We start from the raw sequence: 26,328 nt of genomic DNA, 5'->3' as shown, positions 1-26,328 counted from the left end.
TGCTGGCCCACGTAGGCGACCAGCCAGGCCTGGGCCGCCGCATCTAGGAAACGGGCCCGGCCGCCACGCGCCGGCTTGGGGGCTAACGAACCGGTTTCGCGCTGCTGCCGCAGCAGCGATTTGATAAATGTCAGGCTCACGCTAAAACGCCGGGCCACTTCCGCTTTGCAAGCGCCGGGCTCTTGGCAAGCCGACGCCACGCGGGTGCGTAAATCGAGCGAGTAGGGAGTCATCTTTCGCTATACGAGAAGACGGCATCTTAGGACGCACTGTTCACGAAACCGCTATAGGTGCAGCTTTGCAGAAATAAAGAAGGCTATTCTTTCACAAATTTTGTGACCTTGTTGGCTGTTGATAAGTAATATAGGCCGTTTGCCAAGCTTGCTATGTTGATTTTGTTGCCACTGCCTTGTAGAAGATTTCGGCCAAGCTTATCATAGATTATGTAAGGTGCCGATGAGCTACGAGTTATAAAGTTGTTTGCCGGATTGGGGTAAATACTTTGGTCAATAGCTCGGGGCTTATTGCTAATTGCTGTGACTGTGTTGCAACGTGTGAGGACTTCCTGTTGGGAATTACAACCACTTCTATTAGAATTTATTGTGATTGTTCCTCCATTCGATGCATTAAGAAAATTGCAGATACTTGTAACATGGCAGATGGATAAATTATTCCCTTGAATTGTAATAGATTTTATTCCTTTGATATTACTGATTGGCGTTAAATTATCTATAAGGACGTTTCTAATAGATAGTTCTCCGTCTATGGTAGCTAGAGAATCTAAGCCAGAAAAGCTTCTTACCGCATCAATAAATAGTCCTCCTCCAATTGACTTAATCCTATTAAGGCCTTGCAGATTGACGAAATTTGCCCCCTGTATCGAAATGCTTCCCCCGATTTCTGTAAGAGAAGTGAGCCCATCAAGATTTGGGAGATTAACATTCGAGTTATCAGTACCCAGGTTTTCGCCAATAGATGCTAACGAGCCTAAGCCGTTTACTGATCTTAAGCCATCATTGTGTAGTAGCGTTAAGCTTTTGCCAACAGTCCCAAGATTATTTAAGCCTGATAAACTCGTTAATTGACTATTGTAGTCCAAAATCAAATTTCCGCCTACTGAGGTTATGTTGCTTAGCCCTTCAAGACTCGTTAGACCTGTGTTTTTAGCTATTATTAAATCACCGCAAACTGATCTTACAGAAGATAAGCCGTTTAGATTAGTAATATCTCCACCAAATCCGGCCTGTATTATTAACGACCCAGTAATGATAGATAGGTTGCGAGCTGCAAAGTCATCTACATTCTTTTGAGTATAAAGCCCGATGTTGTTGCCGCATTGTTGGGCTCTTGCGTTGACGAGGGAAGCAAGCAGAAAAGCGAAGGCGAGTAGTCGTTTGAGCACAGGTCGTTATGCTTATAGTAGAGTTGTCTGCATCAGATACGCCGATGGGTTAAGGAATAAAGGTACGGGTTTACAAGAGCTCAACAAGCGGTTTAACGTTCAACTCATCCCCACACGCCGCCAGCAGCTCCGCAACTGTAACTCCCACTTCCGGATGCACCACATGCGCTGCAATTTCGGCCAGTGGCACCAGTGCGAAGCGGCGCTCCGGCAGGCGCGGGTGCGGCACTTGTAGCTGCGGCGAATCCAGAATCAGGTCGTCGTAGAGTAGGATATCTACGTCCAGGGTGCGGGCATCCCAGCGAATGTGCCTCTCGCGACCGGCTTGTTGCTCTACGTGTAGGCAGGCGGCCAGCAAATCGATAGGGGGAAGGTGGGTTTCCAGCTGCACAGCCTGGTTCAGAAAGGCGGGCTGGTCGGTGAGGCCCCAGGCAGCAGTTTCGTAGCGCGCCGACACGGCCCGCACGAAGCCCGCCGTAGCGGCCAGCAACTGTAGGGCATCCTGTAAGAAGCCCACCCGGTTGCCGAGGTTAGAGCCGAGTAGCAGGTAGGCGGTGGTCATTATGGAGCGGAATGAGTATTGTAGCTTATTATTTCAAAAATCAAAAATAAGCTACAAATCTTGTAGCCCATTTTTATTGCTTTAGACAACAGGAAGCTGTTTAGAAAGTCGGTAAAAACAAGTGGCACGTCATGCTTCGACTGCGCTCAGCATGACGTTTTTTTGACTTTCTAAACAGCTGCATTCTATGTGTGGTCCTGTGAGAGTCAGCGCTCAACTTCTGGTGGTACAGGCTAAGGCTCGACATGACGTTCTCTCTGTTTTCTGTTCACACAGCCTGGTAAGCTGCGATGCAAGTTGCTCAACAACGAGACGGAGGCCTTTCTACATCGTTTTGCTAAAGCCAACGGTTGTAGCGTAGCTGTCCTCTTATTATGCAGCGCTGCGGACCGACAGAATGAGCAGGCTAACGACAGCGGTGTTTCAGGCCAACACCCGCCGCAGAAACGCTACCGTAGCCTCGGCTGCCTGTTGCGACTCGGCGGGCAAATCGGGGGCGGGCCAGGGGTGGGCTCCGCCAAAGTTATGGGTCACGGCGGGCAGCACTAGCAGCTCCGCGTCGGGCTTCCAGGTGTGCAGCTCGTGAGCACGGGCCAGGGCCACGGTTTCGTCCTGTTCGCCGTGGGCTATGAGCAGGGGCTGGCGCAGCTTGCGGCGCACGTTGTGTCGGATATCGAGCCGCAGGCGGTTCTGGTGGTAGTCCTCCACGATCTGGTAATAGAGCGGCAGCTGCTGCTTGGTGCGGCTGTTTTCGACATGAAACACGCCCTGCTGCTGCCAGTGTTGCATCAGCTCTTCGGTCCAGCCGGGGTTCACGTTGCTGATGGCGGCCCAGGTCACGACGGCGCGTACCCGCGCGTCTTCGGCCGCTTTGAGCAGCACCAGGCCGCCGCCGCGGCTGTGGCCCAGCAGGGCCAGGCGGGCAAGATCCAGCTCAGCGGCCGGCAGCTCAGGCCGGCCCCGAAACAACTCGTCGAGCAATACGCCAATATCATCCAGCTCCAGGCTGAAGTTGTTGTGGCCAAAGGCATCGAGGTCTTCCAGGTCGCCGGTGCCGCCGGGCACGAGGCCGTTGTGCGACAGGTTCAGCTTCACGAACACAAAGCCCTGCCGGGCAAAATAATCGGCTAGCACGTTGAAATGCCCCCAGTCCTTAAAGCCCTTGAACCCGTGCACGAATACCACCACCGGCTTGGGCTGGCCATCGGGCAGGTAGCGCGCATCGGCGGCGAAAGGCCGCGCATGGCGGGGCGAAGTGAGCAGAAACTCAGCGGCGGTAGGTAGGGTAGGAGCAGCCATACCAGTGGGGGTAAGTCGGGTGAAATCGTGCGTTGCGCAGAACCGGCACGGTAGTGCGGACCAGCATAGCCGGGTATTCGATCAAGTCGTTGCCCTGCCGCCGCTAAAAGTACATTCTTAAAACCGTTGGGCGTCGGTAGTGGTTAGGAAACCGCCGTGCGGCCCCGTATCATTGCAGCGCTTTGGGCCGCAGTGGCGACCCGTAGGCGCTTTTGAGTCGCGCAAGCCCCCGCATGAAAAGTACCTTGGATGTTATTCAGGCCCCGATAGCGGCCGAAATGGAGGAGTTCGAACGCAAATTTCGCGCTTCCATGCAAACCAAGGTATTATTGCTCGATAAGATCATGGGCTACATCGTGAAGCGCAAGGGCAAGCAGATCCGGCCCATGTTTGTGTTTTTCACGGCCAAAATCAGTGGTGGTGAGCCCCTGCCCGAAGCTACTTTTCGCGGGGCGGCCCTCATCGAGCTGCTGCACACGGCCACGCTCGTGCACGACGACGTGGTGGATGAGTCGAACTACCGGCGCGGTTTCTTTTCCATCAACGCCCTCTGGAAAAACAAGATTGCCGTGCTCGTGGGCGACTACCTATTGTCGCGCGGAATGGCGCTGGCCCTGGAAAACGACGATTTTGACCTGCTCAAAATCGTGAACAACGCCGTGCGGGAGCTGAGTGAAGGCGAGCTGCTCCAGATCGAGAAGGCCCGCCGCCTCGACATCACCGAGGACGTGTACTTCGACATCATCCGCCAGAAAACGGCCTCCCTCATTGCTTCCTGCTGCGCCGTGGGGGCCGCCTCCGCCGGTGCCGATAAAGAAACGGTGGAGCGCGCCCGCTTATTCGGGGAGAAAGTGGGCATGGCGTTCCAAATCAAAGACGACTTATTCGACTTCGGTACCGACGAAATCGGCAAGCCCGTGGGCATCGACATTAAGGAGAAGAAGATGACGCTGCCGCTGATTTACGCCCTGCAGCAAGCCGACTGGCTCACCAAGCGCCGCGTGATTTTCAACGTGAAGAATAACGAAGGTCGCCGCGACCGGGTGCAGGCAGTCATCGAATTTGTGAAAAAATCCGGCGGCCTGGCCTATGCCATCCAGACCATGGAGCGCTACCGCGACGAGGCCCTGACCATTCTACGCACTTTCCCCGAGTCGCCCTCGCGCACTTCTCTGGAGCAGCTGATCAACTATACCATCGAGCGGGAGAAATAAGCCGAGGCTATACACTGCCACAAAAAAGCCCCAACGGGAGCTACCGTTGGGGCTTTTTAGGCTAACGCAAAGCCGCTATTTTGCAGAAAGCGGTATGCGTCGCCTCACTCACCAAGTGGAAGAAAAATGCAGGATTGGCTATTTGGCTGCGGCGCGCAGACGGAACTTGAAGGAGCCTGATACGGGCTTGGTCGCGCCATATACGCCGTTGGTGAGCTCCTTCATCTGCATCTGGTAGCGGCCTTTAATATCGAAGAGGGCGTACGCACCTTCGTGCTTGATGTATTTCACCGACAAAATCTCATTGTAAGAGTTGTCGGCTTTGCCGGCTACGCTTAGAAGGCGGCTGGCGCTGCCTTCCGTGGTCGGTACCTTGTGCGACATCTCAAACGCGCCGGTGTTGCTCAGATAGTCTCCGATGGCGTATTTTGTCAGCTTGCCGGGCGCTACCAGCGCCGAGCTATCGGCCGGATAGGTGAAATAGAACTGCGAGCCGGTCGACTGGGAGCCCGCCGAGGCCCAGGCAATTTTGTCGTTGGTGCTGTAAATCGTTTTGAAGGACAAATTCAGCTGCTCACAGTCAATTTCACGCGCCCAGTCGGGCGTTTTGAAGGCAAAGTGCAGACTGTCGCTCACGGCCGTTTCGTCCGGCGTGGGGTCTTCGTCCTTTTCGAAGCACGAGGCAAGGCCAAACGAGCAGCTGATGCCCAGCGTGAGCAGTGCCAGCCGGTAAGAGGGAAAAAGTGCCTTCATGTTGTACTAGGTATGAGGTAGGAAAAACAGTTGCAGCTTAACATGTGTCTGTAGCGAGCCGTGGCGCTGGTCACCTGCTGCCAGCAGCAAACCAGTAAGACGACTTGTATGCAGGTCAACATGCTGACCTGCAGAAGTAAGTCGAAATAGACTCATACAAAGCTAGTGGCTGCTCCAGCCCAGGGCAATACCCACTTCTGGGTATTTTTGGTGGGCCACGCTGTTGATCTTCCCCATAAAAAAACGGTCAGCCACCCCGTTGGTGACTGACCGTTTTTTATAAAGGCTGGGTACGAAGGCAGCAAACGGTCATGCTTCGACGTTGCGCCGCATGACGTTCTGCACTGATTATACCGACTTCCTAAGCAGCTTCATGGTATCGACTCGAAAAAAACAAGGCGGTGGGCGTAGCTACACTTTTACCTGGTAGGCCACGCTTTCGGGCTTCACTTCCGACACGTCGAACATCACACCCTCAAAGGTGCTTTGCACGGTGATTTCGTGGGTCATATCGCAGCCTGGGCACTTGATTTCTTCTTTCTCATACTGGCCGTCGTCTTCCGTGGAGTTGGCCAGATGGTCGGGGGCGGGCACACCGATAAGGTCCGTAAATACTTCCGTCTGGCAGTGGCTGCACTCAAATTTGAGGCCGACGGTACGGCCCTGCAATTCATCCACGGGAGCAAGCGTGTTGGCTTTTTGCTGAATCCACATATGCGGAAGGGGTTTGGTTGGGGAAGAAGGAACGGAATAAGGTGGGGCCAGAACCCTAGAAGCTGTACGAGGCCATTCGGTAAAAAGATGAGCCCGTCAGTTGGTGGGGTGCTCCTGAGCGGGTTACTTTCGGCCGTATCGCCTGATTTCCCGCTTCCTTATGGCCGATTCCACTCCCGTCTTCCCGCCTGTCGCCGTGCCGCAGGTGCCGCGCTGGCAGTCTTTGCTTCGCTCGTTTGCCCTGGCCAAGGACCCAGTGTCGGTACTCGACGCGACGATGGCGCGCTACGGTGACACCGTGCAGCTCTACATCGGTGGGGTCCAGAAGTCCATGCTCACCCAGGACCCGGGCCTGATCCAGCACATTCTGCAAAAGAACCACCGCAACTACGCCAAATCGAAGTTTACCCAGGGCTTTGCCCGCTACGTGGGCCATGGCCTGCTCACCAACGAAGGCCCCGACTGGCTGCGGCAGCGCCGCCTGATTCAGCCCGGCTTCCATCGTCAGCGCGTAGCCGGCCTCACGGGGCTGATGCAGGAAATTGTTGCCGAAACCCTGGCCCCACTGATTGCCCAGGCGACAGAGAGTGGAGGAGAAGTTACGGTGCAAACGCACGAGCTGATGACCCAGCTCACGTTCCGCATCATTGCCCGATCGGTATTCAGCACCAATTTCGCCGCCGCCGAGCTGGACCGCGTAGCCGCGCTTATTACCGAGATTCAGGCGTTCTACGTGCGCACCATCCGTCAGCCCTACCTCACGCCGTGGTTTCGCCTGAGTGGCCGGTTCCGCTACCACGATGCGTTGACCACCGAGTTGCGGGAGCTGCTTGGCGGCTATATTCAGCAGCGCCGCCAAGCCAACGAGGCCCCTACTGCTCCCGCGCCGCCCGACGACCTGCTCCAGATGCTGCTCGACGTGCGCTACGAAGACACGGGCCTGCCCATGACCACCGCTCAGGTGCTCGACGAAGCCCTGATTCTGCTCATTGCCGGCCACGAAACCAGCGCCAACGCCCTGACCTGGCTGCTGTATCTGGTGGCTCAAAACCCATCGGAAGCCGTCGCCATCCGCACCGAAACGGCCGCTGTGCTGGCCGGCCGGCCACCCGAGCAGGCCGCAGCGCCCTTCACGTTCGAAGAGCTGCCGCGCCTGGGCCGGGCGCTGTATGCGGTTCAGGAAGCCCTGCGCCACTATCCGCCCGCCTGGATGGTAGACCGCCTGTCCCTCGCCGACGATGACTACCAAGGCCTGCATATCCCGAAAGGCACGCTATTTTCGCTCTACATCTACGGCCTGCACCACGATGCTAAACACTGGGAAAGGCCGGCTGAGTTTTGCCCCCTGCGGTTTGCGCCCGGCCAGGGGCCGCTGGTGCCGGCCGCCTATGCGCCCTTCGGCGGCGGCCCGCGCCTGTGCATTGGCATGCAGTTCGCCCTCACCGAAATGCAACTCGTGACGCTGGAGTTGTTGCGCCAATTTGAAGTGCAACTTGTGGCCGGGCAACTGCCGGTTTCTACGCAACCACTGATTACGCTACGCCCGAAAGGGGATTTTGAGCTGCGGCTGCGCCAGATCGATAAAAACGTCTGTAATCCTGAACGGCGCGCAGCAGAGTGAAGAACCTTCCTCCTTTAGCTCATCAACTCTTGTTAAAGGCAAAAAGCCCTTTACCACAGCTATGGTAAAGGGCTTTGTCCGTTGAAGTGAGTTTTCAGGTGGAAGGAGGCAGGTCCTTCGCAGGCTCAGGATGATAGATGGGAAAAAGCGTGCAGCCCGGAGCGCTACTCCTTCAGCAGCATGTCTATCGTCTGGTTGAAGTCGGCAATTTCTTCCTGGTAGTAGGTGCCGGTGCCAGGGCCCGAGAAACCCGTGTGAATTTTGCGCACCTCGCCCTTCTTGTCCAGGAAAATGGTGGTGGGGAAGGCCAGCACGCTTTGCAGCTGCGGCAACGATTTGGCGGCCGCATCCTTGTCGGCAATGCCAGCCACGGCCAGATCGTAGCCTATATTCATACGCTCCTTCATCTTGAGCAGCTTCTTGGCGGCCAGCGTCTGGTCGGGCGTGCGCTCGTAGCCCAGGCCGATGACTTCCACGCCCCGGCTCTTGTTTTTCTCGTACCAGGGAGCCAGGAAGTTGGTTTCGTCCATGCAGTTGGGGCACCACGAGCCCAGAATCTGAATCACGACGACTTTACCCTTGTACTTGGGGTCGGAGGGCGAAATAGCGCCGCCTTCGTAGATGCTCGGGAACTTGAAGTCGAGCTTTTTCTGGCCGGGCTTCATGCCGGTGAGCGTGTTGGCGTCGGGCAGCTTGGCGTTGGGGTCTTTCACGGCCGTCCAGGTTTCGTGGCCTTTTTTGCCGCTGTAAAAGTCGCCGCTGATGGCAGTGGCGTTGGTATCCGTCTCGTTGGGGTTTTTGCCCGAGAACAGAAAACCATGGCTTCCATCGAAGGTAGACAGCTTCAGTACATTGCCGTCTACTTGCCCAGCCAGGTAGCGGTAGTCGCCAGTGCTCGTCAGGAAAGTGCCGGTTATGTTCTGCTCGTTTTGCTTGAAAACACCCACTGCCGGGTAGGTTTCGCCATCCTCGCCTTTGAACGTGACTTTCCAGGTACCGTCAAACGAGAGGATTTTTCGGTCGGCCATTACCGGGAACAATGGCTCCTCGCCCTTCGTAGCCGCAAACGCCACCCGGTACGGCTCCTTGCCGTCGTACTTCACCCAAGTGCCTTTGAGCTTATCCGTGCCATCGGCCCGCACCACCAGCGCCGCATCGAACACGCCGAGCCGAATGGTGGTCGAGTCGCCGGCCGTTGTTATTTCGTCGAGCTTGATGCGTTCCTCGCCGTTGCGCAGCGTCACGGTGGGCTTGCCGCCGTCCTGGGTTATGTCAAACAGAAACGGGATTTGCTGGCCCTGGGCCGAGAGCACGCCGCGCCAGGTGCCAATCGTCAGCACTTCCGCGCCGGCCGTGGGGGCCACGGCCACCTCAGTGGCTGCCGTTTCGGGGTTCGAATTGGACTGGCAGGCCCCCAGGGCCAGCGTGAGGCCGAGGCCGGCCAGCAGCGGGCGCAGGGAAGAAGAATACGTCATGGCGGAAAGGAGAAAGGAATTCGGGGCTAAACTACCACGGCCGGCGCTTAGTTTAATAAGCGGAGCGCCCAAGATAAATTTTGGGTAGCGCAACGCCGGCCGCCTATATTTGCGTACCTGCTCCCAGGAGCATTCCTTATTTCACTTTTTCCCTTCTGACTATGGCGTTTGACTTAGAAATGATTCAGGCCGTGTATGCCGGTATGGGCCAGCGGATTGAAGCTGCTCGTACTGCCGTTGGCCGCCCGCTCACGCTGACCGAGAAAATCCTGTACGCTCACTTGTATGGCGGCACCGTAACTCAGGCCTTCGAGCGGGGCGTTTCCTACGTCGATTTTGCCCCCGACCGTGTTGCCATGCAGGATGCTACGGCCCAAATGGCGCTGTTGCAGTTTATGCAAGCCGGCAAGCCCCGGGTAGCCGTGCCCAGCACCGTGCACTGCGACCACCTCATCCAGGCCCGCGACGGTGCCACCGAGGATTTGGCCGTGGCCAACGACGAAAACCGCGAAGTATATGATTTCCTGGCTTCGGTTTCCAATAAATACGGCATCGGCTTCTGGAAGCCCGGTGCTGGTATTATTCACCAGGTGGTGCTCGAAAACTACGCCTTCCCCGGCGGCATGATGATCGGCACGGACTCCCACACGCCCAACGCCGGCGGTCTGGGCATGATTGCCATTGGCGTAGGCGGGGCCGATGCCGTGGACGTAATGGCGGGCATGGCCTGGGAGCTGAAATTTCCGAAAGTAATCGGCGTGAAGCTGACCGGTAAGATGAGCGGCTGGGCTTCGGCGAAGGACGTTATCCTGAAAGTAGCTGGTATTCTGACCGTGAAAGGCGGCACCGGCGCTATCGTGGAGTACTTCGGCGAAGGCGCTAACAGCCTCTCGGCTACCGGCAAAGGCACCATTTGCAACATGGGCGCGGAAATCGGCGCTACGACCTCCGTATTCTCTTACGACGAGAAGATGGGCGACTACCTGCGTGGTACCGAGCGGGCTGAAATCGCCGCCGCCGCCGCCGCTGTGGCGCACCACCTGCGCGCCGATGACGAGGTGTACGCTAACCCCGCCGCGTACTACGACCAGCTCATCGAAATTGACCTTTCGACGCTGGAACCCTACGTGAACGGTCCGTTCACGCCGGACGCCGCCTGGCCCATTTCGGAGTTTGCGGCTGCGGTGCGCGAGCATGGCTGGCCCGAGAAGCTGGAAGTAGGCCTGATCGGCTCGTGCACCAACTCTTCGTACGAAGACATCACCCGGGCTGCTTCCATTGCCAACCAAGCCGTAACGAAAGGCCTGACGGTGAATGCCGAGTTCACCGTGACGCCCGGCTCGGAGCTGGTGCGCTACACGGTGGAGCGCGACGGTCTGCTCGACACCTTCGCCCAGATGGGTGGCGTGGTGCTGGCCAACGCCTGCGGTCCGTGCATTGGCCAGTGGGCCCGCCACACCGACGACCCCAAGCGCCGCAACTCGATTATCACCTCGTTCAACCGCAACTTCGCCAAGCGGAACGACGGCAACCCGAACACCCACGCTTTCGTGGCCTCGCCCGAAATCGTGACGGCCTTCGCCATTGCCGGTGATTTGACCTTCAATCCGCTCACCGATACACTCACGACCAAAGACGGCCAGCAGGTGCGTTTCGACGAGCCGCAGGGCTTGGAAATGCCGCCCCAGGGCTTTGCCGTGGAAGATGCCGGCTACCAGGCTCCCGCCGCCGACGGCACGGGTGTGCAGGTGCTGGTGGATGAAACCTCCGAGCGCCTGGAGCTGCTTGACCCCTTCAAGCCGTGGGAAGGAGTGGACTTGATGGGTCTGCGTCTGCTCATCAAGGCGCAGGGCAAATGCACCACCGACCATATTTCGATGGCCGGCCCGTGGCTGAAATACCGCGGCCACCTCGATAACATCTCGAACAACATGCTCATCGGCGCCACCAATGCCTTCAATGGTGAAGCCAACAATGTTCGGGATTTCGTGGCTCAGGGTGATACCTACAACACCGTTCCGCAGGTTGCCCGCAACTACAAGTCGATGGGTATCGGCACGGTGGTAATCGGCGACGAGAACTACGGGGAAGGCTCTTCGCGCGAGCATGCCGCCATGGAGCCCCGCCACCTCGGCGTGCGGGCCGTTATCGTGAAGAGTTTCGCCCGGATTCACGAAACCAACCTCAAGAAGCAAGGGATGTTGGGGCTGACGTTCGCCAACAAGGCCGACTACGACCTGATTGAGGAAGGCGACACCATCGACATCCTCGGCCTGACGTCGTTTGCGCCCGGTCAGCCGCTGCAGGCCCGCCTGCACCACACCGACGGCGACACCGACCTGATCTACCTGAATCATACCTACAATCAGGGGCAGATCGAGTGGTTCAAGGCCGGCTCGGCCCTGAACCTGATCCGCTTGAAAGAGTCAGATTCAGCGCAGCTGTCGTAGAAGTAACTTCTGGCTTAACGTGCAGTAAAACGGCCGCCTCAGTTTCTGGGGCGGCCGTTTTGTGTGGCAATAAATACCCTTTATGAAAGCAGAAGTGCAGCAGTATGTATGGAAAACCTTTGGCCGGCAAGCGCCTCTGCGCACCAATGATAGTGAAGCTGTTTAGAAAGTCAAGAGAACGTCATGCTGAGCGAAGTCGAAGCATCTCTACCGCTTCGTAGGTGCCGTTCAAAGAAGCGGTAGAGATGCTTCGACTTCGCTCAGCATGACCGTCTTTTTTCGTTTCGCTTTATTCAGAAACAAGTCTACTGCCTGAACAGCTTCTGCATGAGTTATGGTAACATCCGAGTAGGATGACAGACTGCTTTTGAAAATATACTTTGTGTTACAAAGTTCTTTGTTATACGTTTGTGCTGATCTTATTCCCGTTGTCCCATGAGTCCTGCCAGTCGCCTGCCGCTGTACGTTGCCTTCGCGGCTGCCTTTCTGCTGCTCAAGCTCAGCTATGCCCAGGCCACCACCACCGACCTGCTATGGCTGCTGCGGCCGACTGATACGCTGGTAGGAGCAGTGCTGGGCTCCGGGTCGTCGTTTGAGCCCGTCCGGGGCTTCGTGCACTCGGGCCTGCGCATCACCATCGACAAGTCCTGCTCCGGCTTTAACTTCTGGCTTTTGTGCAGCGGGCTGCTGCTCACCGTTGGCCTGCGGTATCTGGGGCCGGGCAAGGCGCGGAGCGGCTGGTGGCTGCTAGCCCTGCCGGTGCTGGGCTACGGGCTCACGGTGCTGGTCAATGCCTCGCGTATTCTGGTGGCGGTGGGGCTGCAGCGGGCTATACCGACGCTGGCCCGACGCTACGCATGGCTCCACGAGGCGGAGGGGGTGCTGGTGTATCTGTTTTTCTTGCTTCTCATCTATGGTGGCTTCCAGCTGCTATGCCATCATGTAGCGCTGCGCTATGCGAAACCTGCTTAACCCGAAGTGGCTATTTGTCCTGAACACGCTGCCCATAGCCGTGCTGCTGCTGCTGTTAGGCGGTCAGTATGCCGTCGTGCATACGTTGCTGCCCACCCTAAGCCAGCGGGTGTGGCTCGGGTTGGGGGTGGGCCTGTTGGCGCTCGGGCTGCTGCAAGCGGCCTATGCTGGGTGGCAGCTGCGGCGCGGGCAGCCGCTGCCGCTCCTGTACGGAATCTTGGCGCTGGGTACGTACGTGGTGTTTTTATACCTGTACGGCTATTTTCTGCGGGAGCTGTTTCCGGCTGAAGTGCCGCGCTGGATGGTGCCCAACGAAATGCCGCTTTACGCCGGTACTTTTCTGATGCCCACGCTGGCCCATGCCGCTCTGGTGGTGCTCATCTGCCTCACGCCCGACGACCAGCCCCACCGGGCGCTGCCCAACTTTGGCATTGCCCTGGCCGTGCCGGTAAGCGCGTATCTGTTCATGCAGGTACTGTTACCGTTGTGGCGGGTGCCGGGCGGCGAGTTTGGGGAGCACGTGATGATTGTGCTGCTCGTGACTGGCACGCTGACGTTCCTGTTCTTCCTGGCCCGGGGCGTATACATTCTGATCAGCCGGAAAACGGGTGTCTGGGCCGAGTATCAGCTGCTCTGGAAAGCCCTGATTGCCATTGTGCTGCCGCTGCTGGGGTTGGCCACCAACAACGGACTGCTGTTCAAGGTACTAGGCTCGGAAGATGGCGGCGTTTTTGGCAACTTCACCGGTCCGTGGTTCTACGGCTTGGCCCTGCTGAATGGGGTGCTGCTGTGCTGGCCGCTCCCAGCCGGGCAATGGGCGCGGCTGGCGTTATTCGTGGGGCGGAGCGTAACCTTCTCCTACACGCTGTATTTTTTTCTGGTATTCCTGCCGTTTCTGCCGCTGTCGGTACTGGCGGTAGTGGTAGTCGGGGCTGGCTTTCTGATGCTGAGCCCGCTATTGTTACTACTAGTGCATCTGCGGGAGCTGGGCCAGGATTTAAACGCGTTGGGCTCCTATTTTCCGCGTCGCCTGCTGTTGGGCTTGCTAATTGGGAGCGGGCTGCTGTTGCCGCTGGCTATTACCGGCGAGTATCTGTACCGCCGCCACGCGCTGCACCGGGCGTTGGCCTACCTCTATACTCCCGATTATGCCGATGCAGCCCGCATCGATGCAGCGGCTTTGGAGCCTACGCTGGCGGCTGTGCGAGCCCATAAGCGCAGCAGCGGCGACTTCGTTTTTGGCACTCAGTTGCCTTATCTATCGTCTTATTTCAACTGGCTGGTACTCGATAATCTGACTTTATTGGATGCCAAGCTCGACCGGCTGGAGCAGGTGTTCTTCGGCCGCCTGCCAAATAGGCGTAACGCCCGCCCCGCAGCGGCTGCCTTCCCCACCGACGGGCCGCGCCTGACCAGGCTTAGCAGCCGCAGCCGCTACGACGCCCGCCAGGCCACCTGGACGAGCTGGGTGGATTTGGAAGTGACGAATGCCACGACAGACGCCAACACGGAGTACAGTACCGTTGTGGAATTGCCGGTGGGCTGCTGGGTTCAGGACTATTACCTACACATCAACGGCCGCCGTGAAAAAGGAATTCTGGCCGAGAAAAAAGCGGCGACCTGGGTGTTTTCCCAAATTCGCGACGAGCAGCGTGACCCCGGAATACTGTATTATCTCACCGCCAACCGAGTAGCGCTGCGGGTGTTTCCGTTTGCGGCCGGGGAAGTGCGCCGCACCGGTTTGCGGCTGATTCATAAGGAGCCCGCGACGCTGCATCTCGCCGACCGTACCCTAACGCTGGGCGACACCACCCACGGCCACCAGTCAGCCACCCCGATTACCACGGCAGGCGGGCAGGTAGTGTACCTCAGTGCGGCCGCCAAGCAGCGCTTGCCGCTGGTAGTCCGCCGCCCATATTTCCATTTTCTGCTCGATGCGTCGGCGTCGGCGGCCGGTGGCCGGACTGCTTATGCCCGACAAGTGGCCGCTTTTCTGGCCGCCCAGCCGGCTGGGGCCGCCGCTACGGCCCGCTATAGCCTGGTGAATGCCAGCCTCTCACCTGTTCGCGCCGGGCAACCCTGGGACGCGCAGCTGCTGGCGACTCCCGCTACGGGTGGCTTCTACTTGGAGGGAGCCATGCGGCGGCTGTTGCGCGATGCCCGCACGCACCCGGCCGCCACGTACCCGGTGCTGGTGGCTGTCACCGACTCGCTGGAGCGGGCCGTACTGCCGGCTAGTTTTGCCGAGCTGCAGAGCGCCACGCCCGAGCAAGCGACCTTCTATGTCCTCACGCCCAATGCTCAATCCACGGTTTATTCGCTCCGCGACAATTCGAATTACCCATTGGTAGCAGCTGCCGCCGAGGTGGTGCCGGCCGTGCGGGCGTGGCCCAGTGCTGCGCAGCCCCAGGCCTATGTGCCCGACGATGGTCAGCCTTCCATCGTGTTGGCTACTGCCGCGCTGCAATTGCCCGTGGCGGTCGGGAAAAGCTGGCAGGATGGCCTGTGGCTGCACGGCTACCAGCAATACCAGGCACTATACCCAGCGGCGGCAGAAACGATGCGCCTATCCGCTATCCGGGGCAGTTTCGCTTCCGGCATCATGACTCCGCTGACTTCTTACCTGGCCCTGGAAAACGAGGCCCAAAAAGCTGCGTTGCGCCGCAAACAGAACGAAGTACTGGCGGGCAACGGCGCCCTCGATGCCGGGGAGGAAACCCAGCCCATGTCGGAGCCCGACGTATGGATACTATTATTGGTGCTGGGCGCGTGGTACTTCGTAAAGCGCTACCGGCTTCGGATAGCATGAGCATAGCCCGTCACTGGCAAAAACCGCAGGCCAGGCTACTGCTGCCCGTAGCAGGTGAGCAGGAAAAGTGACCAGTGGCTTAGCAGCTTGCTGCAATGCGCAGTGCATTAAGCCCCAACCGCAGCCTCCGTTCTTGCCTCTCGGGGCTTCTGGACCAAGTAATAATAAGCCAGAATCAGCAGGCCGGTGAGGAAGGGCAGCAGCGCCATGTGCTTGCCGGTGAGGCTGCCCCACACACGCATTGTGTCGAAGTCGAAGAACTCGCTGATCATCCAGTAAGAGTTGGCCGAAATCCAGAAGACAATAGCCAGGTTGTGGGCCAACTCGGCTTTAATAGTGCGCGTGCGCCAAGTAATGAGCAGGGCAATGCCCAGCGTGGGCCCTATCATGAGCAGGGCCAGAGGCTTCCAGATCATACACCAGGCGAGGTCTTTGAGCAGCCAGAAGAGAATGTGCAGGTTCTCCATGCGGCGGTAGGGAGCCGGAATATTATAGGTCGGATCGGAGGGCTGGGGCATGAGAATAAAAACCGTGAAGCCTTAAAAGTACGGTGCGGAGTTGTGGAAACCCTGGCGCTATGCCCGGTTATTGCAGGAGCTGACCCCGGTCCGGCTGCGTTGCGGCGGTGAAAATGCAGCCATAAAAAAAGCCACCCAATGCTGGGTGGCTATTACCAGAGTGCTCTGGCAGGTGCTAGTTGAGCCAGAACTGCGCTACGGGCTCAAACCGGTGGTTGCCGAAAGCGCCGTAGGGCCGCTCGGCATAAAAGCCGAGCACATGCACCTGGAGCTGGCCGGTGTGGGCGTTGGCCCGATACTGAACCGGGTACACGCCACCGACTTCGGGCCAGTCGCCGATATGATTGCTGGGGCGTTGAGAAGCATCTATGCAGCGGGCATACTGCTGCATGGGAATAGGAAAAGGCAGGATGGTCTTTTTCGTTCTACGCATATCCAAAATTACGAATATTATCGGAAAACTAAAAATATTGGGTTGAAAAAAAATAAGAATAACGAGTCGTATGCTGCAAAATAGTATGATTAAAATAAGATTAAACCTGCCATACCAAAGAATTTGACCTTGTGCTTGCTGCGCCTGAAGGAGCATTTATGCCAATAGTGCTAATAAATTTAGTTTGTTTGATGGGCTAAGCCTATTGGCTGCCTGGTAGCAGTAGGATTGATTTCAGACAGGGATTAACTGATTTTGTAGCTACTGCTTTCTGCATCAGATTGTTTGCTTATATTTTGCCTAATTAAAATAGCCAATTTCTAATACTTCGTTATGCATAGCCCCGCAGCTACAAGGCGTAGGGGACTACCGATTGCATAGAAATTGGCAGCATCAGGGATTCAGAGCGTTTGCGGAAACCAGCTGATGTGAGCCGCCCAAAGCCGGCCGGATAATTTATGATCCGCTGGCGGCATCTCAAACGGCTGAAGCACGTATCGGATAGTATCCTACATCTTCCTCGAACCACTCTGTTATGGATACTGCCGCACCTTGCTTGTTCTCTGCCCTGCCTGCTGCTGTCCAACGCCGCTTTGTTCAGTTTTTGCGCCAGGAGTTAGACGGAAGCCAACATACTACCAGTGCTTCCGCCGACGAATGGCTGCAGGCCGCGCTGGTCGTCGACCCCACAGTGCAGGTACATCCGGCACGGGGCACTTTCTGGATTCGGCGTGGGCGCAGAGCGCTGGAGAACATGGCCCGCCATTTTCTGGTGGTGCCCCGGCCCGTAGCCGAACTGCTGGACCGCCATCAACTGCTACGCGCCAATCCCGCCGATTACGGCCTCACCGATGAAGAATGGCTGGCGTTGGCGCTTTAAACCCTGCTTGCTCTGCTGTCCGATTTTCTGGCAACCGGCCCCGGGACTTTCCGGAGCCGGTTTTTGTTTGCGGTAGTCTGACCGACCAAGTAGCTATTGAGGCGAAATAAGTCCCTTACTCCGCTCCAATCACAACCCGCCGCGAGAGTACCCCCCTCGGACCAGTCAGCTGCAGCAGATACATACCCGCCGGCAGGCCCCGCACATCCACTTGGCCTCGCGAACCCACGAAAGGCTGCTCCAGAACGAGCTGGCCCAGGTGGGTGAACAGGCGCAGCTGAGTGCTGCCCACCGCCGCCGGAACCTCTACCCACAGTCGGGAACGGGCCGGATTCGGGTACACCTGCCAGAGCGCTTGTTCCGTGGCTTGCCGGGTGGGGAGCACCAGGTTGTAGCGGGCCTGAGCCGCGTCGGCCGCAGCTTGCAAAGCCGCCAGGGTGGGCGCGCCCAGCACGGCAAAAGCCACTACCACAGAGTCGCCGGGGGCTAGCCGGGCCAAGGCCGCGCCTACCACCTGCGACACATCGGTGCCGATGGTAACACCCGCAGTGCTTTGGCGGGCTTTGTTGCTCAGCGTCAGGAATTTCTCGGCGTTACTGAAGCCGTCGGCCAAACGGACGGGCGTGCCCTGGCCCGCATTGTTATTGATGGAATAACAGGCAGGTGTTCCGCCTTGCAGCAGCTTTACGCCCGTGTATACCGTTGGATTTCCCCGATCATACACGTAGCCTAAGGCCCGCGCTGAGTCCCAGGCAGCAGCGTTACGGTTGGCCTCGGGCAGAATATCCCAGTCCATAAACAAGCCGGCATAGAGTGGCTTCAACGTGTCGGGCGTCAGGTTTTGAAGCTCATATTCCACGATGGCGTAGTTGCGGTCGGCGGGAGTAGACCAGGCGTAGCCGCGCTGCCGGATGCGTACGCCCACGGTGCTGGTGCGCTTGAGGCTGGGCAAGGAATCCTGCAGGAGTCCGGTAGCTTCCTGAGTTGCCCGCAGGGGCTGGCGACTGAGCGTTATCTGGCTGAGGGCGTAAAAATCCTGATTGACCTGGTTGCGCTCATTGCGTACCCGGTCGGAAACGCGGGTGGGCGAAGTGGCTACCATCAGGCCGCCTTCATAGAGGAGCGGTGCGCTGCCTTTGTAGGTCACGCTCTGGCCCAGGTCGGAGCCCAGCCCATCGTAGCCCAGGTTGCCCCGGCTGGTCAGGGTAAGGTGCAGGTCGCTGGCATCGAGCACCACGTAGTCGGGATTGAGCACGACCGTCAGAAACTGGTCGGTTTGGTAGCCATTGCTGGCAGTGAGGCGGTAGCGCAGCACCGCGCGGGTGTTGATGGGCACCACATCGGCCACTACCAGCCGGAAAGGAGTGCTCGTGTTGGTCGTGCGGGCCAGGGTAGGTAAGTCGCCCACCACGAAAGCACCCTGGCGCACGCTCAAATACGGCGACAACGAAGTGAGCGTGATGGTGAGGCCAGCCACGGGCTGAAGCAGGTTTTGAACTTCAATGCGCAGCTGAAACGTGTCGGTGGGCTGGTAGGCCTGGCGGGCGGGCAGCAGCTGGCTACTCAAAATGCGGGCCTCGCGCTGGTCGGTCAGGCTCACGGCCCGATGCACGTTCAGGCGGCCGGTGCCAAGCTTACCCCGCAAGGTTGCGTTGCCGGGCAGAGCATAGATGTCATCGGCAGTTTGGCGCAGCTGAGCCGCTACCTGCTGGGCCGTGAACTGAGGGAAGCGCGTGCGCACCAGGGCCGCCGCACCGGCTACCAGCGGCGAGGCGAAGGAGGAGCCGTTCACGGGGAAATAGTCGCTGTCGTTGTTGCCGAGAATGGTGAGTATCTGCTCGCCCGGGGCCGACAATGAAACGTGACTGCTATACGTAGCGGGTCCCGATTTCTCGTCGTTGGGAGCCAGGGCCGCCACGGAAACAACATGGTCGTAGCTGGCGGGGTAGAAGTCCAGGTCGGCGTTGGTATTGCCGGCGGCGGCTACCACCACGGCGTTACGGTTGATGGTAGCGTAGGTAATAACATCCTGCTCGAACTGCGAGGGGCTGCCGACACTGCCCCACGAAAGGTTGATAACCTGACAGCCATGGTCGGCGGCGTACACAATGGCCTCGAAGCCGGCGAAGCTGCCGGTAGCCGTATTCGGATAAATCTTGAGCGGCAGGTATTTACACTTGAACCCCACGCCCGCCAGGCCTTTGCCATTGTCGGGTTCGGCCACGGCACAGCCGGCTACCAGAATGCCGTGCACGGGTTGGAACACGGCGGGGTTGGTAGAGGCGTCGTTGTCGTTATCGGCCATGTCCCAGCCGCGAAAATTGTCGGTGTAGCCGTCGTTGTCGTTGTCGATGCCGTCGATGGGGTCGGCGTAGTTTTTCTTGAGCTGGTTGCGCAGATCCTCGTGGCTGTAGCGCGTGCCCGTGTCGGTGATGCCGATAACCATGCTCGTGTCGCCCTTGGTAATGTCCCAGGCGCGGTAAGCCCGAATATTTTTCAGGTAAAACTGGCCCGTGGCATTCGTCGAGTCGGCCAGCGGGTCGTTGGGCTGGTACAGCGGCGCGCGGTAGTTCAGCGGCTCGGCATACTCCAGCACGCCGGTTTGCAGCAGCGTGCGGCAAGCTTTGGCCACCGCCATATCTTCTTGCAGCCGAATCTGGTACACCAGCCGAAGGTCGACCGAGCCGGGTATTTCGGTGCTGCCGGGCAGGGTGCGCGGGAATTTCTGCCGGATTTCGGTCGCCCCAATTTGTTCCAGTGCTTGGGTCAGCACAAAAGGAAGCGCGTCAGTAGTAGTGAGCTGCCCCCGAAATGCTGGTTTGAGCTTGAATACCAGCGTGCCCGGCAGCTGCGGTGGCACCATCTGCCCTACGCCCACCAGCGGCACCCAGGCCAGACACACAAACAACAGGAAGCGTAAGAGTTGGGACATATGCACGGGTTTCGGCGATTCAGGAAGGAGGTACGTAAATTTACGCCCAATCAGGTCTACTTGTCGGGCTGTCGGTAGTCCTTTTCGACTAACGCTACCAAATTCCCTGTTAACGTTCGTGTAGTATGTTAGTCAGTGAGTTACATATCATCAGGAAACCCGGCAACCATACTGGAAACGCGCTACTGCGCCCAACGACAACGCCCCGCCGGAACTATTCCGATGGGGCGTCAGGCAAAGTAGCAGCGTGGAAACCCAGACTATCGGCCGGGATTTTTGTCGAATTTGTAGCCTTTGGGGGCCGCTACCGTTCCCGACTTGTAGGGGTTGCGGGCGTTCAAATCGACCCCAAAACCGGGGCTACGGCGCTTTTTGAATTGGGATTTGTCGTTGGCCCGGCGACCCGAGTTGGTCGAGACGGACTTGTACGATTTTGGGTTCCCGCCTTGCCGAACGGTATCCTGAGAGCAGGATACACCCGTAATCAGCAAGCCAAGCGCAACTATGTTTAGTAGTTTTTTCATAAGGAAACAACAGAAATACCCCAATCGGGAATGTCAGGGTTTTGTGCAATAGTATACTAATAATGCCACCGAAAAGATGCGCATTTTCCCTACAAAGCCCTGAGGAAATGAGTTAGTTCCCGCGCCGCAGACACCAGTAGTTGAAGAAGCTACCTTACAAGCTGAGCAACTCCCGGAATAGCACCGACTGCTTGCGCGATACTTCCACCTCCGGGCCTGCACGGAGCTTTATTTTGAGCGTATTGCTGAACCACGGCTCAATATTCTCAATCCATTTCAGGTTGATAATCTGCTGACGGTTAGCCCGAAAAAAAATCTTCGGGTCGAGGCGGGCTTCCAGGTGCTGGAGGGTGCGCGGAATGAGCGGACGGTGCTGCTCGAAATAAATCTGGGTGTAGCTGCCATTGATTTCGAACAGCTTGATGTCGGCCAGGCGCACGAACCAGCACCGCTCGCCGTCTTTCACGAATACCTGGTCCTGGGCGGATAAGGGCGTGGCGGCGGCTTCGTCGGGGATAATGCTGGGAGCGGGGGCGGGGGCCAGCAGCTGGGCGCGGGCTTTGTCCAGGGCCACGGTCAGGCGGGCTTCGCTGATGGGCTTTAGCAGGTAGTCGAGGGCATTCACCTCGAAAGCCCGCACCGCATATTCGTCGTAGGCAGTAGTGAAGATGACGTGCGGCGCTGCTTCCAGGGAAGCCAGCAGCTGGAAGCCGGTTTCGCCGGGCATGTGAATATCCAGAAACAGCAGCGCGGGCCGGAGCTGCTCGATTTGCTGGCGGGCTTCGGCCGCATGCCGCGCTTCCCCCACGACCACAACCTCGGGAAACGCTTGCAGCAGACGGCGCAGCTCGGTGCGGGCCAACCGCGAATCATCAACCAACAGGGCATTCATAGCACACGACGGGCAAGCGGTAGGAAAAGCGGGCAACGTAGTAAAAGTAGGGCCATTTACATAGCAATAGCCGCCTCGGCCCGGGCGGCTGGTAGCGGCCGCCCGGCGGGCAGGCGCAGCTCGGCCAGTACCGTATCGGGAACCACCGCATCGGGGCCGATGTGCAGCGTGGCCGACGGGCCGAAAAGCAGCTGCAGCCGCTCCCGGGCATTGCGCAGCCCGATGCCGTCGTGGCCCGGCTGGGGCTGGTAGTGGCCGGTGTTGCGCACGGCCACCAGCAACTGCGCGCCGGCTACGGCGGCGTGCAGCACAATCTGACCACCTTCGGGCCGGGGCGCGATGCCGTGCTTAATGGCGTTTTCGACCAGCAGCTGCAAGGTCATGGGCGGAATAAGGACCTCCAGGGCTTCGGGCGCCACGGCCAGGGTATACGTCAGGCGCTCTTCCAGCTGCATGGCTTCGAGCTGCAGGTAGTGCTCCACTATTTCCAGCTCGCGGGCCAGCGGTACTTTCTCGGTGCTGTTGAGCTGAATGGAGTAGCGCAGCAAATCGGACAGGTGGGTAATCATGTCGCGGGCCCGGCCGGGGTTTTCCGTCACCAGCGCCCGGATGTTGTTGAGCCCATTGAACATGAAGTGCGGGTTGATCTGGGTCTTCAGCGTGCGCATTTCGGCTTCGTGCACGGCCGCCGCCAGCTTCCATTTATCCACCTCGGCCTGCTTGTAGCTGTCGAGGTAATGCAGGCCAAAGTAGAGCACCGACCAGAGCCAGAACACGAAGTTGGCGTAGAAAGTATACAGCAGCAGCATCAGCCAGCTGAAGTCGGCGGGCTTAAAGACGTCGAAAACGAACATCATGATGGCCGAAATGACCAGCTGCGTCACCAGCGACAACAGGAAGTTGGCCACCAGCAGGCGCGGCACCACTGCCAATACCGGCAGCCGCAGCCACCGGCCGCGCCGAATAAGGTCGCGCAACAGGTGGGAAGTACCGATATTGAGAGCCACGATGAGCACCTGGGACAGGACATATCCCAGCGTGAGCCGGCCCATGACTTTAAAAACAGTGATGCCCAGCAGGGCATACAGCCCCCAGCAGAGAATCTGCAACAGCCAGTAAAGCCGACGGCGGGTAAAGGGCAGCATAAGCGGAAAAATGAACGGGAGTGCCGGCCGCTCGTCAGACTGCAGCAGTCATTGAGGTGTTGTAGAGCCTGCGGTTGCGTTGGTAAGAAACGTACAGGAATCCGGCCAGCGTCAGCAGGGAGCACACTATAAACCCGGGAATAAAGTACAGCTTGCCTACGGGAGCTTGGGTACCGATCAGCAGGCAGCCCACCGATATAATGCCGGCCATGACGGCAAAGGAACGGGTATTGTAAAACCAGGCGTAGGGGAAGAAGTGGGCCCCGGTAATAATGCCGTAGGTCATCACAAAATGCTGCGGGTACCTGGAGTAGATAAACAGCAGAATGGGGAAATAGAACAGCTGGGCCACGTTCAGCCACAACCCCAGGGGCTGGAGCGGGTTGCTCTTAATCGTCCAGGTAGTGCGTAGCAGCTTGGAGAAAAGCAGCGCCATCGGCAGCATGGCCCCACCCACGAAGAAGGTGAGCATACCGTTTCGCGCGGGGCTGTTGGGTAAGGTCCAGATGAAGGTGATGACGGACCAGAGCAGGCTGGCGGCAACGATAAAGTCAAGGCCGTTTTTGGCCTTTACCGATAATTCCAGCCGCAGGCCATTCAGGTCTAAGGCAGGGGACATAACGGGTTGGTTCGGCATAAAGCAGGATGGCAAGGTCAATACTTTTTTTGGCGCGGCAGGCTAGCCGACAAGTTGCCCTAAGCCCGCCGCGCCGGAAGGTATTTTATTTTTTGCTCACAGCCGTCTGCTTCAAAAACGCATCAGCCTGGCTGAAAAACCACTGCGTATCGTCATACATCAGGAAGTGCTTGCCCGCCGCCGACATTTCGATGCGGTGCTGGGGCAGCCTGGCATACTGCTGGGCAAAAATAGCGCGGGTGCTTTCCAGCGTGGAGCCATACTGCTGGTAGGCTGCCCAGGCCCCGAGCACCAGCGTAGGCTGCTGAATGCGGACCAGGTCCTGGCGCAGGTCGGTGGTCATCAGCTCATACATGGCCTGGGCCACGGTGGCGGGGTCGGAGGTCAGGCCCCAGCGCGTCACCTGCGTCAGGCGGGCCGTGTCGGTTACGAGGCTGCTCACCATTTGCCGCTGGGCGGCGGCCGGCATCTTGCCCTTGCTCATCTGCTGGCGCATGCCTTCCGCCATCGGCTTGGCTGCTTCGGCCGTCAGGCCGGGGTTTTGAATGGCCGACATAAACGGCAGCGAGTCAAGAATAACCAGCGGGCCCACGGCTTCGGGCTGGGTGGCGCTGAGCCACAGGCCCATAAAGCCGCCCAGGCTATGCCCCACCACGACGGGCTTGCTGAGCTTCTGCGCCTTGATGTACCCCAGCAGCTGGTCGCGCACGCCTTGCAGGAAGGCCGTGGTGGTAGCCGCGCTGGCCTGCCCGCCAAAGCCCGCCAGCGACACAACATGGCATTGGTACTGCTTCTGGTAGTGAGCCACGGTCTCGTCCCACACGGCTCCGGGGCAGGTCAGGCCCGGAATCAGCAGCATGGGCTGGCCCTTGCCGGTTACTTTCACCGTGAAGTTGGGGTGAGCTGCAGCGTTGTCGCCGGTGGTAGGGGCGGAAGTAATAGTAGCGGCGGAGGCAGCGGGCGCGGCCGTGGTCAGGAGCAGGGCGGCCAGCAGGGGGCGGAGGGAAGCGGCGAAGTTCATAGCAGAAGCAGGTTGGAGGTGAATGATGCCTCAAACCTAGCGTGTGCTGGCCCTGCAGGAAAGAAGTTTTGGGCGAACGGTAAATCCGGCGGCTGACCTGCCGAAAACCCGCCCGAATGGTAACGCCCCAAAAACACGCTGCCCCGATTCCAGCCGGAGTCGGGGCAGCGCGTGATACGGTGAAGGCTGGATATTAATTGCCGGTCGGGCGCTCTTTGCCCGACGCCTCGGGGGCGCAGGTGGTGGTTGCTACCAGCCCCGCTGCGTCGAACTGGATGCGGATAGGCTGGGTGTCGGTGGCGCTGCCAAACAGGTACGACCAGGTCTTGCCGTTGTTTTCGCCGGCATCTTCGCCCGTGGGTGCCCCCATGATGCCGCGCACCTGCTGCTCGCTCATGCCGACGGCGACTTTGGAGCAGTTCTCCGCATTCTGAAAACTTTCCTGTGCCGTGCAGGCCGGCAACACCAGGGTAGCCACAAGGGCCGCGAGCGGGAAAAAGATCTTCATGGTATGGACCTAAATGATGTTGCGTAAGTCTTCGCGCAGGGTGTCGATGCCCCGGCGAATCTCGTCCCAGGCGCTGGAAGGACGCTCGGTGGGTTGGGTGCCGGGCGCGGCGGCCGGCCCAATGAGGTCGGCCAGCTTGGTGCGCTTCATTTCCAGGGCGGCAATGTGCTCGTGGTAGGTATTCTGGGAGTTGGCGGCCGTGGCATGCACCCGGTTACGAAGCGTTTTAATCTTAGCATCCAGCTCATCCAGAGACTGGCGCAGGTCTGCTTCGCTCAGGTGTTGCGGCACGCGCACGTTTTCGGGGCTCGAGTGGTAGGACATGGCAGGGAAAGCTAGGCGGTGATGGTAGAAAAAATCAGAATGGCAGGTACTGATAATGTACTGCTTTTTACCAGTAAAAGATACTGCCAATGTTACCAACATAACGGCAATACAAGCATAACGGTGGCTTTACCGCCGAGCTTCGGCCAGGGCATAGCTTTGTGTGTCTGCCAGATATCCTTAACGCCATGCTTCGTCTTCTACCCGTGCTTTTGTGCTTTTTGGTATTGACAACAAGCGCAACGGCGCAAACCCAGCTAGCCGCCGCCCTCGCCGATAGTGGGACCAGCGTATCGGCCGGAGCCAGTACTGCCGCTCCGGTCGCTGCCGCCCTGGTGGTATATCACGTAGCCGAGGAAATGCCCAGCTTCCCGGGCGGCGACGCGGCCTACGCCAAATTTCTGCGGGCCAAAATCAACTACCCGGCCCAGGCGCTCAACAAAGGGGCTTCCGGCAAAGTGCACATCAGCTTCATCATCGATGAGCAGGGCCATATTCTTGACCCTAAAGTGGTGAAGGGCCTCGGCTTCGGCCTCGATGAAGAGGCGCTGCGCCTGGTGCGCATCATGCCCTGGTGGAACCCCGGCAAAATACACGGCCAGCCCGTGCGCGTGGCCTACACGCTCCCCATCGTTTTCCGGGCCCTGGAGTAGCGTCAAGTCCCAAACGACCTCGGTACTCCCAGCTCCCGGGCCAGCGGCGCCGCCCCCGACTGCCACAAGCGGCCCAGCAGCTCCTCAATGGCGCTGCTCAGCTCCAGGTGGTAGTCGGTGTGCAGCTTCTCGGTTTGGCGCAGCGCCTCGTGGGTGCGCTTGGCCAGGTGCTGCAGCAGAGGCTGCGTAGGCCCGTGCAGCCGGCTCACCACGGCCGGCTGGTGCTCAAATACGCGGTTGAGCAGGCGCAGCGTCAGCTCGACTTCACCAAAAGCATCCTCCGTGATACGGGCGTGGTAGCCGATGCGGGCCTGTAGCTGCCGCACCACCACGAGCAGGTCGTTGGGCGTTTGGTGGTAGCCGCGCACCGGGTCGTCAATCTGGGTGCGCAGCTGGGCGCGGCGGTCTTCCAGCGCGTCGGGGCCTTCCAGCAGGCGGTAGGCCAGCTGCTCGGTCAGCACGGCATCCTGGGCTACGAGGCGGGCCAGGAGCTGGTCTTTTTCCTTTTGGGGCAGGTTGCAGAGGGCTTTGCGCAGGTCGGGGGGAAGGGCGGGCATGGGGAAGCGTTGGAACTATACGCAACAGCGGAA

Annotated in this window: 24 protein-coding genes and 1 pseudogene; 7 read left to right on the top strand and 18 right to left on the bottom strand. The window is 58.7% G+C overall.

Annotation, left to right across the window (positions count from 1 at the left end; genetic code table 11):
- The 4 genes and pseudogenes from E5J99_RS17340 to E5J99_RS17325 all read right to left on the bottom strand — a co-directional run.
- A pseudogene (locus E5J99_RS17340) lies at nt 1-233 on the bottom strand (hypothetical protein); the annotation flags it as partial.
- A gap of 83 nt (nt 234-316) precedes the next feature.
- Nucleotides 317-1,402, bottom strand: coding sequence for a T9SS type A sorting domain-containing protein (locus E5J99_RS17335; protein WP_135499082.1), 1,086 nt, complete (start codon nt 1,400-1,402; stop codon nt 317-319).
- A 70-nt stretch (nt 1,403-1,472) separates the two neighbouring features.
- Nucleotides 1,473-1,964: a 2-amino-4-hydroxy-6-hydroxymethyldihydropteridine diphosphokinase gene (gene folK, locus E5J99_RS17330; RefSeq protein ID WP_135499081.1), complete on the bottom strand. Its 492-nt coding sequence runs from the start codon at nt 1,962-1,964 to the stop codon at nt 1,473-1,475.
- 423 nt (nt 1,965-2,387) lie between these two features.
- Nucleotides 2,388-3,263 (bottom strand): alpha/beta hydrolase family protein, encoded by an 876-nt coding sequence (locus tag E5J99_RS17325; protein ID WP_135499080.1) that lies wholly within the window; start codon nt 3,261-3,263, stop codon nt 2,388-2,390.
- A 233-nt stretch (nt 3,264-3,496) separates the two neighbouring features.
- On the opposite strand from E5J99_RS17325, the gene E5J99_RS17320 reads away from it, so the two are divergent.
- Complete coding sequence (locus E5J99_RS17320) at nt 3,497-4,477, top strand: polyprenyl synthetase family protein (RefSeq protein ID WP_135499079.1); 981 nt, start codon at nt 3,497-3,499, stop codon at nt 4,475-4,477.
- Between the two features lie 138 nt (nt 4,478-4,615).
- Here E5J99_RS17320 and E5J99_RS17315 read toward each other — a convergent pair whose 3' ends face one another.
- Nucleotides 4,616-5,230: a hypothetical protein gene (locus E5J99_RS17315; protein WP_135499078.1), complete on the bottom strand. Its 615-nt coding sequence runs from the start codon at nt 5,228-5,230 to the stop codon at nt 4,616-4,618.
- 411 nt (nt 5,231-5,641) lie between these two features.
- Nucleotides 5,642-5,944: a hypothetical protein gene (locus tag E5J99_RS17310; RefSeq protein ID WP_135499077.1), complete on the bottom strand. Its 303-nt coding sequence runs from the start codon at nt 5,942-5,944 to the stop codon at nt 5,642-5,644.
- A 160-nt stretch (nt 5,945-6,104) separates the two neighbouring features.
- Between E5J99_RS17310 and E5J99_RS17305 the strand changes: the two genes are divergently transcribed.
- Nucleotides 6,105-7,565, top strand: a complete 1,461-nt coding sequence (locus E5J99_RS17305; protein ID WP_135499076.1) for a cytochrome P450 — start codon at nt 6,105-6,107, stop codon at nt 7,563-7,565.
- A gap of 164 nt (nt 7,566-7,729) precedes the next feature.
- Here E5J99_RS17305 and E5J99_RS17300 read toward each other — a convergent pair whose 3' ends face one another.
- Complete coding sequence (locus E5J99_RS17300) at nt 7,730-9,040, bottom strand: peroxiredoxin family protein (RefSeq protein WP_135499075.1); 1,311 nt, start codon at nt 9,038-9,040, stop codon at nt 7,730-7,732.
- Between the two features lie 161 nt (nt 9,041-9,201).
- On the opposite strand from E5J99_RS17300, the gene E5J99_RS17295 reads away from it, so the two are divergent.
- The 3 genes from E5J99_RS17295 (at nt 9,202) to E5J99_RS17285 (ending at nt 15,271) form a co-directional block, all read left to right on the top strand.
- Entirely contained in the window at nt 9,202-11,490 is a 2,289-nt protein-coding gene (locus E5J99_RS17295; protein WP_135499074.1) for an aconitate hydratase, read from the top strand.
- 435 nt (nt 11,491-11,925) lie between these two features.
- Nucleotides 11,926-12,462, top strand: coding sequence for an exosortase K (gene xrtK, locus E5J99_RS17290; protein ID WP_135499073.1), 537 nt, complete (start codon nt 11,926-11,928; stop codon nt 12,460-12,462).
- Nucleotides 12,446-15,271: an MSEP-CTERM sorting domain-containing protein gene (locus E5J99_RS17285; RefSeq protein WP_135499072.1), complete on the top strand. Its 2,826-nt coding sequence runs from the start codon at nt 12,446-12,448 to the stop codon at nt 15,269-15,271. The genes xrtK and E5J99_RS17285 overlap by 17 nt, the downstream gene beginning before the upstream one ends.
- Before the next feature lie 107 nt (nt 15,272-15,378).
- Here E5J99_RS17285 and E5J99_RS17280 read toward each other — a convergent pair whose 3' ends face one another.
- Together E5J99_RS17280 and E5J99_RS17275 are read right to left on the bottom strand one after the other, a co-directional pair.
- Nucleotides 15,379-15,789, bottom strand: coding sequence for a hypothetical protein (locus E5J99_RS17280; protein ID WP_210114475.1), 411 nt, complete (start codon nt 15,787-15,789; stop codon nt 15,379-15,381).
- A 175-nt stretch (nt 15,790-15,964) separates the two neighbouring features.
- A complete protein-coding gene (locus E5J99_RS17275) occupies nt 15,965-16,222 on the bottom strand; it encodes a hypothetical protein (protein ID WP_135499071.1) in 258 nt (85 codons plus the stop codon).
- Between the two features lie 535 nt (nt 16,223-16,757).
- Here E5J99_RS17275 and E5J99_RS17270 point away from each other — a divergent pair.
- A complete protein-coding gene (locus E5J99_RS17270) occupies nt 16,758-17,102 on the top strand; it encodes a hypothetical protein (protein ID WP_135499070.1) in 345 nt (114 codons plus the stop codon).
- 115 nt (nt 17,103-17,217) lie between these two features.
- Here the strand turns inward: E5J99_RS17270 and E5J99_RS17265 are convergent, their stop codons facing one another.
- From E5J99_RS17265 to E5J99_RS17230, 8 genes are all read right to left on the bottom strand, one after another.
- Nucleotides 17,218-20,034: a S8 family peptidase gene (locus E5J99_RS17265; protein WP_135499069.1), complete on the bottom strand. Its 2,817-nt coding sequence runs from the start codon at nt 20,032-20,034 to the stop codon at nt 17,218-17,220.
- Between the two features lie 260 nt (nt 20,035-20,294).
- On the bottom strand, nt 20,295-20,558 hold the full coding sequence (locus tag E5J99_RS17260; protein ID WP_135499068.1) for a hypothetical protein: 264 nt from the start codon (nt 20,556-20,558) through the stop codon (nt 20,295-20,297).
- A gap of 154 nt (nt 20,559-20,712) precedes the next feature.
- Nucleotides 20,713-21,450: a LytR/AlgR family response regulator transcription factor gene (locus E5J99_RS17255; protein WP_135499067.1), complete on the bottom strand. Its 738-nt coding sequence runs from the start codon at nt 21,448-21,450 to the stop codon at nt 20,713-20,715.
- Between the two features lie 56 nt (nt 21,451-21,506).
- Nucleotides 21,507-22,595 carry a sensor histidine kinase gene (locus E5J99_RS17250; protein ID WP_135499066.1) on the bottom strand — a complete coding sequence of 363 codons (1,089 nt, stop codon included), beginning with the start codon at nt 22,593-22,595 and terminating at the stop codon, nt 21,507-21,509.
- 34 nt (nt 22,596-22,629) lie between these two features.
- Nucleotides 22,630-23,214 carry a DUF7010 family protein gene (locus tag E5J99_RS17245; protein WP_135499065.1) on the bottom strand — a complete coding sequence of 195 codons (585 nt, stop codon included), beginning with the start codon at nt 23,212-23,214 and terminating at the stop codon, nt 22,630-22,632.
- A 103-nt stretch (nt 23,215-23,317) separates the two neighbouring features.
- Complete coding sequence (locus E5J99_RS17240; RefSeq protein WP_135499064.1) at nt 23,318-24,253, bottom strand: alpha/beta fold hydrolase; 936 nt, start codon at nt 24,251-24,253, stop codon at nt 23,318-23,320.
- Between the two features lie 193 nt (nt 24,254-24,446).
- Nucleotides 24,447-24,761 (bottom strand): outer membrane protein assembly factor BamE, encoded by a 315-nt coding sequence (locus E5J99_RS17235; RefSeq protein ID WP_135499063.1) that lies wholly within the window; start codon nt 24,759-24,761, stop codon nt 24,447-24,449.
- Nucleotides 24,762-24,770: 9 nt separating this feature from the next.
- Entirely contained in the window at nt 24,771-25,085 is a 315-nt protein-coding gene (locus tag E5J99_RS17230) for a hypothetical protein (protein WP_135499062.1), read from the bottom strand.
- Between the two features lie 188 nt (nt 25,086-25,273).
- Between E5J99_RS17230 and E5J99_RS17225 the strand changes: the two genes are divergently transcribed.
- Nucleotides 25,274-25,738, top strand: a complete 465-nt coding sequence (locus E5J99_RS17225) for an energy transducer TonB (protein WP_135499061.1) — start codon at nt 25,274-25,276, stop codon at nt 25,736-25,738.
- 2 nt (nt 25,739-25,740) lie between these two features.
- On the opposite strand, the gene E5J99_RS17220 is transcribed toward E5J99_RS17225, so the two are convergent.
- The gene (locus E5J99_RS17220) at nt 25,741-26,295 is read right to left on the bottom strand and encodes a hypothetical protein (RefSeq protein WP_135499060.1); all 555 of its coding nucleotides are present in this window, start codon (nt 26,293-26,295) and stop codon (nt 25,741-25,743) included.
- Between the last annotated feature and the right edge of the window lie 33 nt (nt 26,296-26,328).

The sequence above is a fragment of the Hymenobacter elongatus genome, from assembly GCF_004745955.1.
Classification (GTDB): Bacteria; Bacteroidota; Bacteroidia; order Cytophagales; family Hymenobacteraceae; genus Hymenobacter; species Hymenobacter elongatus.
This window is presented reverse-complemented; position numbering and strand designations above follow the sequence as displayed.